At 64.1% G+C, this 12,948-nt stretch carries 13 protein-coding genes; 8 read left to right on the forward strand and 5 right to left on the reverse strand.

Features of this window, described 5'->3' with window-relative positions; translation table 11 throughout:
* Positions 1–230 precede the first annotated feature (230 nt).
* The 3 genes from V6M39_RS14775 to V6M39_RS14785 all read left to right on the forward strand — a co-directional run bounded on the left by V6M39_RS14775 (position 231) and on the right by V6M39_RS14785 (position 1,449).
* Entirely contained in the window at positions 231–641 is a 411-nt protein-coding gene (locus V6M39_RS14775) for a helix-turn-helix domain-containing protein (protein ID WP_332644574.1), read from the forward strand.
* A complete protein-coding gene (locus tag V6M39_RS14780) occupies positions 638–1,093 on the forward strand; it encodes a hypothetical protein (RefSeq protein ID WP_332644575.1) in 456 nt (151 codons plus the stop codon). The genes V6M39_RS14775 and V6M39_RS14780 overlap by 4 nt, the downstream gene beginning before the upstream one ends.
* An 83-nt stretch (positions 1,094–1,176) precedes the next feature.
* Positions 1,177–1,449 carry a DUF2516 family protein gene (locus V6M39_RS14785; RefSeq protein ID WP_332644576.1) on the forward strand — a complete coding sequence of 91 codons (273 nt, stop codon included), beginning with the start codon at positions 1,177–1,179 and terminating at the stop codon, positions 1,447–1,449.
* Here the strand turns inward: V6M39_RS14785 and V6M39_RS14790 are convergent.
* Positions 1,428–1,742: a hypothetical protein gene (locus V6M39_RS14790; RefSeq protein WP_332644577.1), complete on the reverse strand. Its 315-nt coding sequence runs from the start codon at positions 1,740–1,742 to the stop codon at positions 1,428–1,430. The two genes, V6M39_RS14785 and V6M39_RS14790, sit on opposite strands and share 22 nt — an antisense overlap.
* A gap of 39 nt (positions 1,743–1,781) precedes the next feature.
* Between V6M39_RS14790 and V6M39_RS14795 the strand changes: the two genes are divergently transcribed.
* Genes V6M39_RS14795 through V6M39_RS14805 form a run of 3 tightly spaced genes read left to right on the forward strand, consistent with a single transcriptional unit; the run spans position 1,782 to position 4,923 of the window.
* Positions 1,782–2,693, forward strand: a complete 912-nt coding sequence (locus V6M39_RS14795) for an ABC transporter ATP-binding protein (protein ID WP_332644578.1) — start codon at positions 1,782–1,784, stop codon at positions 2,691–2,693.
* Positions 2,690–4,267: an ABC transporter permease gene (locus tag V6M39_RS14800; RefSeq protein WP_332644579.1), complete on the forward strand. Its 1,578-nt coding sequence runs from the start codon at positions 2,690–2,692 to the stop codon at positions 4,265–4,267. The genes V6M39_RS14795 and V6M39_RS14800 overlap by 4 nt, the downstream gene beginning before the upstream one ends.
* Positions 4,268–4,299: 32 nt before the next feature.
* Entirely contained in the window at positions 4,300–4,923 is a 624-nt protein-coding gene (locus V6M39_RS14805) for an alpha-ketoglutarate-dependent dioxygenase AlkB (protein ID WP_332644580.1), read from the forward strand.
* On the opposite strand, the gene typA is transcribed toward V6M39_RS14805, so the two are convergent.
* Complete coding sequence (gene typA / locus V6M39_RS14810) at positions 4,924–6,792, reverse strand: translational GTPase TypA (protein ID WP_332644581.1); 1,869 nt, start codon at positions 6,790–6,792, stop codon at positions 4,924–4,926.
* A gap of 113 nt (positions 6,793–6,905) precedes the next feature.
* On the reverse strand, positions 6,906–7,964 hold the full coding sequence (locus V6M39_RS14815; RefSeq protein WP_332644582.1) for an acyltransferase: 1,059 nt from the start codon (positions 7,962–7,964) through the stop codon (positions 6,906–6,908).
* Positions 7,965–8,085: 121 nt separating this feature from the next.
* On the opposite strand from V6M39_RS14815, the gene V6M39_RS14820 reads away from it, so the two are divergent.
* Together V6M39_RS14820 and V6M39_RS14825 are read left to right on the forward strand one after the other, a co-directional pair.
* Positions 8,086–8,550: a MarR family winged helix-turn-helix transcriptional regulator gene (locus V6M39_RS14820; protein ID WP_332644583.1), complete on the forward strand. Its 465-nt coding sequence runs from the start codon at positions 8,086–8,088 to the stop codon at positions 8,548–8,550.
* A complete protein-coding gene (locus tag V6M39_RS14825; protein ID WP_332644584.1) occupies positions 8,547–10,166 on the forward strand; it encodes a DHA2 family efflux MFS transporter permease subunit in 1,620 nt (539 codons plus the stop codon). Before V6M39_RS14820 ends, V6M39_RS14825 begins: the two co-directional genes overlap by 4 nt.
* A gap of 62 nt (positions 10,167–10,228) precedes the next feature.
* Here the strand turns inward: V6M39_RS14825 and V6M39_RS14830 are convergent, their stop codons facing one another.
* Both V6M39_RS14830 and V6M39_RS14835 read right to left on the reverse strand, forming a co-directional pair.
* The gene (locus tag V6M39_RS14830) at positions 10,229–11,923 is read right to left on the reverse strand and encodes a BCCT family transporter (RefSeq protein WP_332644585.1); all 1,695 of its coding nucleotides are present in this window, start codon (positions 11,921–11,923) and stop codon (positions 10,229–10,231) included.
* Between the two features lie 105 nt (positions 11,924–12,028).
* Entirely contained in the window at positions 12,029–12,763 is a 735-nt protein-coding gene (locus V6M39_RS14835; protein WP_332644586.1) for an SDR family NAD(P)-dependent oxidoreductase, read from the reverse strand.
* Between the last annotated feature and the right edge of the window lie 185 nt (positions 12,764–12,948).

Below are 12,948 nucleotides of genomic sequence, written 5' to 3' on the forward strand. Positions count from 1 at the left end.
ATCAGGTTGCGGATGGTGCGGTTCATGATTTCTCCTGTGGGTTTTGGTGGTGTGTTTTCAGTTGGTCTGTGGTCTTGCTTGTAGGTAGGAGCCACAGACCCCACAGGTCCTTACAACTTTTCTCGGAATTCTTTTGACGACCCCTCTGACCTGCAGCGATGACCAAGGTGTGACCCATGTCGCAAGCCGTCCTGCTTGCATTTGCTAACTATTGCAAGCACACTTGAGGCATGGCCAAGTTGAGCATGCAGAAGACCGTCGAAGGACTCGGCGACTACCTGCGTGAGCAGCGGGGTCAGGCACAGATGTCGCTTCGACAGCTGGCTGAACTCACGGATGTTTCCAATCCGTACCTCAGCCAAATCGAACGAGGTCTGCGTCGACCGTCGGCAGAGGTTCTGCAGCAAATTGCCAAGGCGCTGCGTATTTCGGCTGAGTCGCTCTACGTTCGAGCCGGCATCCTCGATGCCGATGAGAGCGGAGCGCGGATGGTGGAGGACGCCATAGCCCTCGACTCCCGTCTCACCGAGCGTCAGAAGACGGCACTGCTCGACATCTACCGATCCTTCGTCGGAACCGATGAAGCCACTGACACCCAACTGGTCGCAACCGTGACCGAAGCAAACCAGGAGACAACATGACTATCAATGACACGATCAACGCCCAGGTCAAGTCCATCGTCGAAGACTTCAAGGCTCTCCCCGAGACGCTGAAGAAGATCGACGTTGCGGACCTCCAGAAGCAGGCTCAGGAGCTCGCGCAGACTGCGCTCGGCACTGCGACCGCTGCTTACGCCGACTTCGTCAAGAAGAGCGACGAGCTCGTCAACAAGGCCAAGGGCCTCAAGGTTGAAGACCTGACCAAGACCGCCAAGGGCTTCGCTGACGACGCCACGAAGACCGCCAAGGGCTTCGCTGACGACGCCACCAAGCGTGCCGAAGGCCTCGTCGATGACGCCAAGGCCACTGTCACCAAGGTGACCGGCAAGAAGGCTCCGGCCAAGAAGGCCCCGGCCAAGAAGGCTCCGGCCGCCAAGAAGGCTCCGGCCAAGAAGGCTCCGGCCGCCAAGAAGACGGCTGCCAAGAAGGCCTGAATCACGCCAACACCCAGGACGGGCTTCCCTTCGGGGGAGCCCGTCCTGCTTTTCCCCGAGGGTGCGCCCGATAGCCTGCATCCGTGCCTGACTTGTTCGCGGTCCAGAACGGCCTTTCCCTGATCATTGGCCTTGCCCTGTTCGCAGCCAAGGCGTTCGCGCTGGTCGACTGTGTAGGCCGACCGGCAGCCCAGTTCACCTACATTGAGACGCTGCCCAAGCGAAGCTGGCTCATCATCCTCGCGCTGGCGGTTGCCGGGCACGTCGTCGACGGCTTCCGGCCGCTCGGGCTGCTCAGTCTGGTCGGCACGGTCGCCGCGCTGGTCTACCTCGCTCAGGTACGGGGCTCGCGCTGATCGAGCCGATGCGGGTGTAGCCATCGCGTCACGATGAGCCTCAGAACGGCTCCGTCATCGTCGGATGGCACTTCTGGGTGCGCTTCACGGGCGGCGCGGTGTGCCGCCAACATTGCCGTCAGCCATCGAGCTGTGTCATCGACATGCAGCTCGGGGTCCACGAAGCCTTCCACTATCGCCTCGGAGATGAGCCGGGCGAACGTCGCCTCGACGTCGAGGTTCGGCGTGGTCGCCGCTGTGTTCGCGAGATGGTCGAGCATGTCGAGAATCTGATCCCACGGCTCCTCTGACATGCAATGACCCTATCCCGGTGCGTGCGTAGAGTCGGGTTCATGGACTCTGTCATCGACATCTCTGGACTGGTCAAGCGGTTCGGCAAGTTCGCGGCGCTCGATGGGCTCGACCTCACGGTGGCCCAAGGCGAGGTGCACGGCTTCCTCGGCCCCAATGGCTCCGGCAAATCGACCACCATCAGGGTGCTGCTCGGACTGCTTCGCGCGAACGAAGGACGAGTGACGCTCTTCGGCAAGGATCCCTGGCGCGACGCAGCGGAGCTCCATCGGCGACTTGCCTACGTTCCCGGAGAGGTCAATCTGTGGCCCAATCTCTCGGGCGGGGAGGTTATAGATCTTCTGTCCCGCCTTCGCGGCGGTGTCGACCCCCGCCGACGGGCAGACCTGGTCGACCGATTCGAGCTGGACCCCACCAAGAAGGCGCGGACGTACTCCAAAGGCAACCGGCAGAAGGTTGCCCTGGTGGCGGCCCTCGCGTCCGACGTCGACCTGCTGATCCTCGACGAACCGACGACCGGGCTGGATCCCCTGATGGAGTCGGTGTTCACCTCCTGTATCGATGAGTTCAAGGATCGCGGGCACTCGGTTCTGCTCTCGAGCCACATCCTCGCCGAAGTCGAGCGGCTCTGCGACCGAGTGAGCATCATCCGTTCGGGTCGGACTGTCGAGTCCGGCACTTTGTCGCAGCTGCGTCACCTGACCCGCACGTCAGTCGCCGCCGAGCTGGCCGATCCGCCGGCGGGGCTGGCGGCGCTCGCCGGGGTGCACGATCTGGTGGTCGAGGGGCGTCGTGTGGTCTGCGAGGTCGACACAATTGCGCTCGGTACGGTGCTCGAGGCTCTCGGTCGATTCGGGATCCAGTCCCTGACATCTCAGCCACCGACTCTCGAAGAGCTCTTTCTTCGTCACTATGGCGACGAGATCGTCGTCGCCGAGGGTGCCGTGTCATGAGGTCTGTCACCGGTGCTCGAACCTTCGTGGGATTCTTCGTCCGACGTGATCGATGGATGGTGATGTGGTGGGTGGTCGGCGGGGTCATCCTGTATTGGTCGCAGGCGATCAGCGTCGAGGGGCTCTACACCACGCAAGCTGAGTTCGACCGCGCCGCAGCCAGCATGGAGTCCAACGCCGGATTCATCGCGATGGCCGGGCCTCCGCGGGTGCTCAACACCGTGGGCGGACAGGTGGCTTGGCAATCCAGTGCATTCGGCGCGATCGTGGCCGGATTGATGAGCATGTTTCTCGTCGGGCGTCACACCCGGGCGGAGGAAGAGAGTGGTCGAGAAGAGCTCGTCCGTGCCGGGGCTGTCGGACGGCACTCCACAATCATCGCGACCGCAGCCGTTGTCGCCATCGCCAACGCGGTGCTCGGTGCCGGCATTGCACTCAGCTTGATTGCCTACGGATTGCCAGTCGCCGGGTCGGCGTCGCTCGGGGTCGCTGCAACGCTCGCCGGTTTGGTGTTCGGGGCCGTCGCACTGGTTGCTGCACAGCTGACCGAGGGAACGCGTTCCATGTATGGACTGACGGGCGCCGTGATGGGTGTTGCGTACGTGGTGCGGGCCGCGGGCGACGTGGCCGAGAACGGGTTGTCCTGGCTCTCGCCGATCGGATGGGGGCAGGCGATGCGCGCCTATGCGGGAGAGATCTGGTGGCCCGTCGCAATCTCGGTCTTCACTGTTGCACTCCTCACAACGGTGGCTTGGCGCCTCCTCGATCGCCGGGATCTCGGTAGTGGGGTCTGGCCGACGCGTCGTGGGCCGGCCACGAGTGACATCGGGGCATTCGGACTGGCCTGGCGGCTGCAGCGCGGCGCCCTGATGGGCTGGACCTTGGGCATGTTGTTGGTGGGCGTGTCCTACGGCTCGATCGGCAACGACGTGGAGAGTCTGCTCGGCGATTCAGGCTTCTCGGACTCGTTTGTCGCCGCCGGTGCCGATTCGATGGTGGACGGGTTCTACGGATCGGCGATCCTGATGATCGCCGTGATCACGAGCGCGTATGCGATCTCTTCTGCCGCCCGTCCGCGGGGCGAGGAGCTCAGTGGTCGTCTCGAGCCACTGTTGTCGACGGCGCTGCCGAGGGTGCGCTGGGCTCTCGGGCACACCGCTGTGACCGTGATCGGTGTCGTAGCGGTACTCCTCGCAGGCGGCTTCGGTACAGGGCTCGTCTACGGGCTGGTGGCAGGCGACCTGTCACAGGTCGGGCGTCTCACCGGATCGGCGCTGGCCTACACGCCGGCGGTGCTCGTGCTGTCGGCTGTCACTCGACTGCTCTACGGAATCTCGGCACGAATCGCGGTTGCGGGATGGCTCGGAATGGTCTTCTGTGCTGTCGTAATGCTGTTCGGCTCCCTGTGGCGTCTCCCGGGCTGGTTGACGGGTGTCTCGCCGTTCGACCATATGCCGATCATGCCGGTGGAGTCCTTTGCGCTGGGTCCGTGGCTTGCAGTCGCGGCAGTCGCTGTCGCTCTGAGTGTGGCCGGTCACCTTCTGCTCGAGAGGCGCGACATCGCTGCGGTCTAGAACATGTGTTCGAACAGGCGTAGGCTTTGTTCATGGACGAGTACTTCCAGGGTTCACTGCTCGATGCGGGTGTCACGCCTGAGATTCGAGCGCTCGCACCGCGTCGTACGCCGTTGACGCGTGGTGCCTGGGTGGATGTGCTGCCCGGTTGGGTGGCGGGATCCGACGACTTGTTCCTGCGTCTGCAATCTGACGTTCCATGGCGGGCCGAGCAGCGCGAGATGTACGACTCCGTGGTCGACGTGCCTCGCCTTGTCTGTTCCTACGGACGCGATGATGCCTTGCCCGATCTGTTGCTGACCGAGGCGCGGGAGCTGCTCAGCGATCACTACGAGGACGAGCTTGGCGAGCGTTTCGCGACTGCGGGTCTCTGCTACTACCGCGACGGACGCGACAGTGTTGCCTGGCACGGCGACCGCATCGGCCGTGGACGTACCGAGGACACCATGGTCGCTATCGTCTCGCTCGGTGCTGCCCGCCGATTGTCGCTACGTCCTCGAGATGGCGGCGAGGTGATTGGCTTCGCGCTGGGCCACGGCGACCTTGTCGTGATGGGTGGCTCGTGCCAGCGCACCTGGGAACACGCGATCCTCAAGACCGCGCGCCCCGTCGGACCGCGCATCAGCGTGCAGTTCCGCCCCCGCGGAGTGCTCTGATTACTTCTTGGCGCGGCGGTTGGCCCGGTCGCGCTCGGTGGCGTCGAGGATGATCTTGCGAATACGTACGTTGCCGGGGGTGACCTCGACGCACTCGTCCTCGCGGCAGAACTCCAGCGACTGCTCGAGCGACAGCTTGCGCGGCGGCACGAGCTTCTCGAACTCGTCGGCGTTGGAGCGGACGTTGGTCTGCTTCTTCTCGCGGACGATGTTGATGTCCATGTCGTCAGAGCGCGAGTTCTCGCCGACGATCATGCCCTCGTAGACCTCGGTCGCCGGCTCGATGAACAGCGTGCCGCGCTCCTGGATGTTGGTCATGGCGTAGGACGTCGCAGCGCCTGCGCGGTCCGAGACGAGCGAGCCCGACGGGCGGGTCGAGATCTCGCCGGCCCACGGCTCGTACTTCTCGAACGTCTGGTGGGCGATGCCGGTACCGCGAGTGTCGGTGAGGAACTCGGTACGGAAGCCGATCAGGCCACGCGCCGGGACGATGAACTCCATACGGACCCAGCCGGTCCCGTGGTTGATCATCTGCTCCATGCGACCGCGACGAACGGCGAGCAGCTGGGTGATCGTGCCGAGGTACTCCTCGGGTGCGTCGATCGTCAGGCGCTCCATCGGCTCGTGCACCTTGCCGTCGATCTCCTGCGTGACGACCTGCGGCTTGCCGACGGTGAGCTCGTAGCCTTCGCGGCGCATCTGCTCGACGAGGATGGCCAGCGCGAGCTCGCCACGACCCTGGACCTCCCAGGCGTCAGGACGAGCGGTCTCGAGGACCTTGAGCGACACATTGCCGATGAGCTCGCGATCAAGGCGGTCCTTGACGAGTCGAGCGGTGACCTTGGTGTTCTTCTCGCGGCCGGCGAGCGGCGACGTGTTCGTACCGATCGTCATCGAGATGGCGGGCTGGTCGACTGTGATGAGCGGCAGTGCGATCGGGTTGTCAGGATCGGCAAGTGTCTCGCCGATCGTGATGTCAGGGATGCCGGCGATGGCGACGATGTCACCGGGGCCAGCACTCTCGCCGGGTACGCGCTCGAGCTCGTTGGTGACGAGCAGCTCGGTGATCTTGACCTTCTCGGTCGTGCCATCGTGCTTCATCCAGGCGACCTGGGCGCCCTTCTTGAGGGTGCCCTCGAAGACGCGTACGAGGGCGAGGCGGCCGAGGAACGGGGAAGCGTCGAGGTTGGTGACGTGGGCCTGAAGCGGCGCGCCCTCGGTGTACTCCGGGGCGGGTACGGCTTCCATGATGGTCTGGAACAGCGGGATGAGGTTGTCGCTGTCGGGCATGCCGCCGTCTTCAGGCTGCGTCAGCGAGGCGCGACCGGCGCGGGCGGAGGCGTAGACGACGGGAAAGTCGAGGGCGTCCTGGTTGGCGCCGTCCTCGAGCAGGTCGAGGAACAGCTCGTACGTCTCGTCGACGACTTCGGCAATACGTGAATCGGGGCGGTCGACCTTGTTGACGACCAGGACCACCGGCATCTTGGCGGCGAGCGCCTTGCGGAGCACGAAGCGCGTCTGGGGGAGCGGACCCTCGGAGGCGTCGACAAGCAGGATGACTGCGTCGACCATCGACAGGCCGCGCTCGACCTCGCCACCGAAGTCGGCGTGGCCGGGTGTGTCAATGATGTTGATCGTCACGCCACCATCGGGCGCGCCGGGACCGTTGTAGCGAACGGCGGTGTTCTTGGCGAGGATCGTGATCCCCTTTTCGCGCTCCAGGTCTCCCGAGTCCATGGCACGCTCGGCGAGCTGGTGGTGCTCGTCGAAGTGACCTTGCTGCTGGAGCATGGCGTCGACGAGCGTCGTCTTGCCGTGGTCGACGTGGGCGACGATTGCGACGTTGCGCAGGTCAGAGCGAATGGGCATGCGAAGAGTGTCCTCGAGCGTGGAGTAGGGCTTGCGAGTGCAAAGCCGATTAAGTCTACGGGGATGTGCGCCGTGCCCGAAATCCGTGAGCGCCCGGCGCAGCAAAGGTGACGCTATTCACGCGCTCCCGGGACCGCCCGCGGCCCCTCAGTGCGGCTTGTCCGGCGGTCACCGGTGAACCAGGACGGTGGCTCGTACAGGACGTTGAGCGGCGTTCGCTTGAACAGCAGCCATAGGAGAATCGAGCCAGTGACAGCCCATGCAGCCACGAGCACAGGCGTGATCATGGCAATCGGACGGGTGGTGTCCTCTGGCAGCTGCTCGAGGAAGAGTAGGGCCAGGCGCACCAGAAAGACGTGGGAGACGTAGACGTAGATGGTTCGCTGTCCGAGGTAGGAGAACGGTGCGGAAAGACGGGTGCGGGACAGCACTGCAGCAGTCGCGCAGCTCGCAACAACCCCGGCGACGCACACTGCCAGGACGGCTCCCTGGACGTCCTCGTGGGATCTCACTGCAACGGAAGCGCCACCGAACAGCGCGAGCAGCGGAAGTGGCAACCAGGCTGGGGTCCGTGCGATGAGGGGGATCAGTGTGGTGCGAAAGTGTGCGGCAATGAGGAAGAAAACATAGAACTTCGCCGCGCCGCGATATCCGATATTCGAGATGTCGAGCACCGACGACAGCGCGAGCACCGAGAGGACTGCCGCGCCAGCCAGCTGGAGGGCGATCGGGATGCGGCCGTACATCAGTTTCGTCACGACGTAGAAGAGAACTAGTGCATGCAGATACCAGAGCCACACGGGCCAGATCGGCCCCATCAGGAACGTGTGCAGGTCGTCTTGCGGTCGCGACGGGAGCGGTAGGACCTGCAAGTAGGCGAGCCTGAACACCGACCAGATGACGAAGCACCAGGCCAGCTTCGCCATCGTCCCGGACCAGAGCCTCGGCCAACGGCGCTGGACTGCGCTCGCCGCGAACAGGCCCGAGGCGAAGAAGAACAGGGGCATCCGGACTCGGGAGAGACCTGTGTTGATCTGCCTCCACGAGTCGTCGACGAGGTCGGCGCCCATCCCGAGCAGCGCTGAGTGGTAGAGGGCCACCGCGATGATCGCGAGGCCTTTGGCGACGTCAACCCACGGCTCACGAGGCGTCGAGGACTGGCGTCGTTGCATGGCCGCGAGCATAGATCCACGAAGAACGACGGGAGTCGTCGGCTCTCCGTCACTCGTTGTTCATTGCGTGTTAACAATAGTGCCGCTTCTGCAATAGTTGCGTGCCTGTTAGTATTTCGGGATGGCCACCAACACCCAGCTCGAAGAGGCGCTACAGCAGTTCCTCTTGCGCTGCATGAGCAGTGCAGAGGCGCAGGGCATCGACCGGCTCGTCGAGCTCGAGCTCTCGATCAGCCAGGCCAAGACCGTGTTCGTCCTGGCCCAGGCCGCTGGACCGCTACCCATCCACGCGATCGCCGAGCAGATTCGACTGTCGGTCGCGGCGACCGGGCGCAACATCGACCAGCTCGTCAAGATGGGGCTCCTTGAGCGCAAGGAAGACGAGAACGATCGCAGGGTCAAGCTCGTGACCCTCACCAAAGCCGGCCACGACGTGGCTGACCAACACCTTGAGGCCCGTCGCACGGCACTTCGCGCGATGGTGTCCCGGCTCAGCGCCGATGAAGCCCACAGGCTTCAGGACGCGCTTCAACCCATTCTCGCGGGCGACGTCCTGCGACCGGAGACACAGGAGACCCCTGAATGAGTTCGCAAGTCGACACCATCCCCGACGACGACAAGATCACCCCGGACCTCCTCAAGATCGCCGGCGTCGTCGTGATCGGTGCCGTCATGTCGATCCTCGACGTGACGGTGGTCAACGTCGCACTTCCCACGTTCCAGACTGAGCTGTCCGGCGGCGGCGAGCCTCTCGCCTACTCGACGGTGGCCTGGACCGCCACGGCCTACATGCTCGCCCTGGCGGCGGTGATCCCGCTGACCGGTTGGGCCGCTGACCGCTTCGGCACCAAGCGCCTCTACTTGACGGCTATCGCGCTGTTCACGATCGGCTCGCTGCTGTGCGCTACGGCCTGGAACATCGAGGCGCTCATCGGCTTCCGTGTCCTCCAGGGCCTCGGCGGCGGCATGCTGATGCCGCTTGGCATGACGATCATGACCAAGGCGGCGGGTCCGCACCGAATGGGACGCCTGATGGCGATCTTGGGCATTCCGATGCTGCTCGGCCCGATCATGGGCCCCATCCTCGGCGGCGTCCTCATCGACGCAGCATCCTGGCACTGGGTCTTCCTGATCAACCTGCCCATCGGCATCATCGGCCTGATCTACGCGTTCAACGTCCTCCCGAAGGACGCTCCCGAGCCGAGCGAGTCCCTCGACTGGGTCGGAATGATCATGCTCTCGCCGGGCTTGGCTTCGCTGCTGTACGGCGTCTCCTCGATCCCGGGCGAGGGCACTCTGGCGGCCACCAAGGTGCTCGTACCGATGATGATCGGTCTGGCGTTGATCGGTGCGTTCGTGTTCTGGTCGTTCAAACCCAAGCACCCGCTGCTCGATCTGCGACTGTTCGCCAACCGCAACCTGACAATCTCGATCATCACGATGTTCCTGTTCGCGTCGGCGTTCTTCGGCGCGCTGCTCCTCGTGCCGACCTACTTCCAGCAGGTCAACGGCGACTCCGTGAAGCAGGCCGGATTGCTGATCGCGCCCCAGGGCATCGGCGCCATGCTGACCATGCCGATCGCGGGCGCGCTCACGGACAAGATCCCGGTCGGCCGCATCGTGCCGTTCGGCTTCATCGGCATCCTCATCGGTTTGTTCGGCTTGTCGCAGAGCACCGATCCCGGTACCTCCAACGTGCAGATCATGGCGTGGCTGTTCGTCACGGGGCTGGGCATGGGCTCAACGATGATGCCCCTGTTCACATCGGCACTCAAAACGCTCAAGGCGGCCGATGTCGCCCGAGGCTCGACGCTGCTCAACGTGACGCAGCAGGTGGCCAGTGCAACCGGCATCGCGTCCATCTCGGTGGTGTTGACCAACGCCATGAAGAGTCACGACGTCCTCGCAGGATCCGAGAAGCTCCCGGGGGTCGACGGTGGTCTCACGGCTGCTCAGCTCGCGGCCAGCTCGCACACCGACCAGGGCAGCAAGCTCGTCGACGCGCTCAACGTGTCGGCGGCGGGACTCGAGAAGGGCTTCCAGGATCTGGCGGACGCCTTCCAGACGTCCTACTGGGTCGCCTTCGGCGTCCTGCTGTTCACGCTGATCCCGGTGTTCTTCCTGCCGCGCAAGCGTGAGGTCGCGCACCTGCTCGACGATGAGGACGGCACGACTGACGTGGAGCCCGTCGTCATGCACTGACCAAGCAGCACAACGAGAGGCCCCGCCGGTTCGCCGGCGGGGCCTCTCGCGTGCTCAACAGCTCAGGATGAGGATTCGTTCTCCTCGATCGCCTGGCTGATGCGGTCGTCGACCTTCTCTCCGAAGTGGTCGTCGAAGTTCTCGACGAGCTGCTCGGTGACGTGTTCGCCAACTTCGGCCCGCAGCACCTTCTGCCGCGCCATGCGGTTGAGTCGCTCGATCTCGTTGTGCTCTGCCTTCAGTGCCTTGTAGGTGGCAAATGCCATGGCGATCATGATGGCGCTGAACGGGACTGCTGTGAGTATGGCGCCGGTCTGCAAGGCTGCCAGGCCCCCGGCTAGCAGCAGCCCGATGGCCACGAGGCCCTCGATCGAGGCCCACATGACCCGGCTCCATGTCGGTGGCTCAAGGTTGCCGCCGGAGGCGAGCATGTCGACCACGAGTGAACCGGAGTCGGACGAGGTGATGAAGAAGATCGTTACCAGGAGGATGGCGAGGCCAGACAACAGCGAACCGGCCGGAAGACCTTCAAGCACGTCGAAGAGCACGTTCTCGCTGGTGATGCTGCCGTCGTCGTTGAGCAAGTCGCCGTCCTGCATCTGCCGCAGGATCGCGGTGCCACCCAAGATGGTGAACCACATCGCCGACACCAGGGTGGGTACAAGAAGCACCCCGGCCACGAACTCGCGGATCGTACGGCCGCGAGAGATGCGGGCGATGAAGATGCCGACAAATGGTGCCCACGACACCCACCAACCCCAGTAGAAGGTCGTCCAGAAGCCTTGCCACTCGATGCCGGCCTCGCCGGCCAACGCGCTCGTGTTGAAGCTGAGCGGGACGATCTCGGCGGCATAGCCACCGAGGTTCTGGACGAAGTCACGCAGCAAGAAGAGCGTCGGACCGAGCACCAAGATCAACACCATGAACACAGCGGCAAGTGTCAGGTTGGCATTCGAGAGCCATTTGATGCCTTTGCCGACGCCGGAGACCACAGAGACGATTGCGATGGCGGAGATGGCAACGATGAGCGCCACCATGAAGCCCTTGGACGCGCTGTCGATCAGACCCAGATGAACCATGCCTGCAGAGATTTGCGATACGCCCAGCCCGAGTGACGTGGCCACGCCGGCCACGGTGCCCACGATCGCGACGACGTCGATCACGTCGCCGAGTCGCCCGCGTACACGATCGCCGAGCAGCGGCTCCAGCGCCCACCTGATCGAGACCGGATTGCCCTTGCGGTGGATGGAGTAGGCCATGGCCAGACCGACGACCACATAGATGGCCCAGGCATGCAGACCCCAGTGCAGGAACACCTGTGACATGGCACTCTGCGCCAGCTCCGCCTCGGTGCCTGCGACGCCCGGCTTGGGATCTGTGAAGAAGGTCAGCGGCTCGGCTGCACCCCAGAACACCAGGCCGATGCCCATTCCTGCGGCAAACAGCATGGCAAACCACGCCTTGAGGCTGAACTCGGGCACTTCGTCGTCCTTGCCCAGCCGAATATCGCCGAATCGACCGATGCCCATCCAGAGGGCGAAGACCACGAAGCCTGTGACGGTGAGGGTGTAGTACCAGCCGATTCCGCCGATGACGTTGTCTTGCGCCGAAGCGAGAACCTCGCCGGTCTTGTCGGGAAAGGCGATGCTGAGCACGACGACGAGACTCAGGATGATCAGTGCCGGGTAAAAGACCCCTGGCGCAATCTGTGAGAGTCGGCCGGGGCGTTCAGCGCGAGTGTTGGGAGCGCTGACCATGGAGGACGGTCCTTCCTTTTGGGTTGATGACCGTTCATTCACCATTCCAAGCCCAGCGCAGTAGGTCAAACCAGGTGGGCGCCAGGAGGCGGGATAGCGGGTACGTCAGGAGCTGCGGTGCACCTTGTGTGCCGCAGCCTGGGCGATCGGCTTGACGATCATCAAGTCGACGTTGACGTGCTGCGGTCGGGTCGCGACCCACTGCACGGCGTCGGCAATGTCCTCGGCGAGGAGAGGTTCGGCGACGCCCGCATAGACGGCGTCGGCCTTTGACTTGTCACCCAGACGTACGAGGGAGAACTCCTCGGTGTGCACCATCCCCGGTGCGATCTCAGAGACGCGTACGGGCTGGCCGTTGAGCTCGAGGCGGAGCGTCTCGGTGAGTACGGCGACGCCATGCTTGGCAGCCGTGTAGCCGCCACCACCTTCGTACGCCCATCGGCCGGCCGTTGAGCCGATGTTGATGATCGTGCCGGCACCGCTGGCGATAAGCGCTGGAACCAGAGCCTTGGTGACCTGCATCGTGCCGATGACGTTGATCTCGTACATGCGACGCCACTGATCGGGATCGCTCTGGATGACCGGATCGGAGCCGAATGCCCCGCCGGCGTTGTTGACGAGAACGTTGAGGCTGTCGCCGACCTGCGCCGCAAGGTTGGCGACCTGTGCTGCGTCGGTGATGTCGCACTCGATGGCTGTGCCATTGATCTCGCGGGCGAGATCGTTGAGCCGGTCGATCCTGCGCGCGGCGCAGATGACGTGATATCCCGCGGCGGCAAGCGCCCGCGCCGAGGCCGCTCCGATACCGCTGCTGGCTCCGGTCACGACGGCAGATTTCATGCCTTCATGGTTGCAGACGGACGGCCGGAGACGACGTTGGCCCGAACTGTCAGAATGGACGTGGAAGGCGGGTGTTCATGCTCAAGCGCATTGCGATGCTGTCGGCACACACATCCCCGCTCGATCAGCCGGGTGACGGTGATGCGGGCGGAATGAACGTGTACGTGCTCGAGCTCTCGCGGCAG

The sequence above is a fragment of the Aeromicrobium sp. genome (assembly GCF_036675695.1).
In the GTDB taxonomy this organism is placed as follows: Bacteria; Actinomycetota; Actinomycetes; order Propionibacteriales; family Nocardioidaceae; genus Aeromicrobium.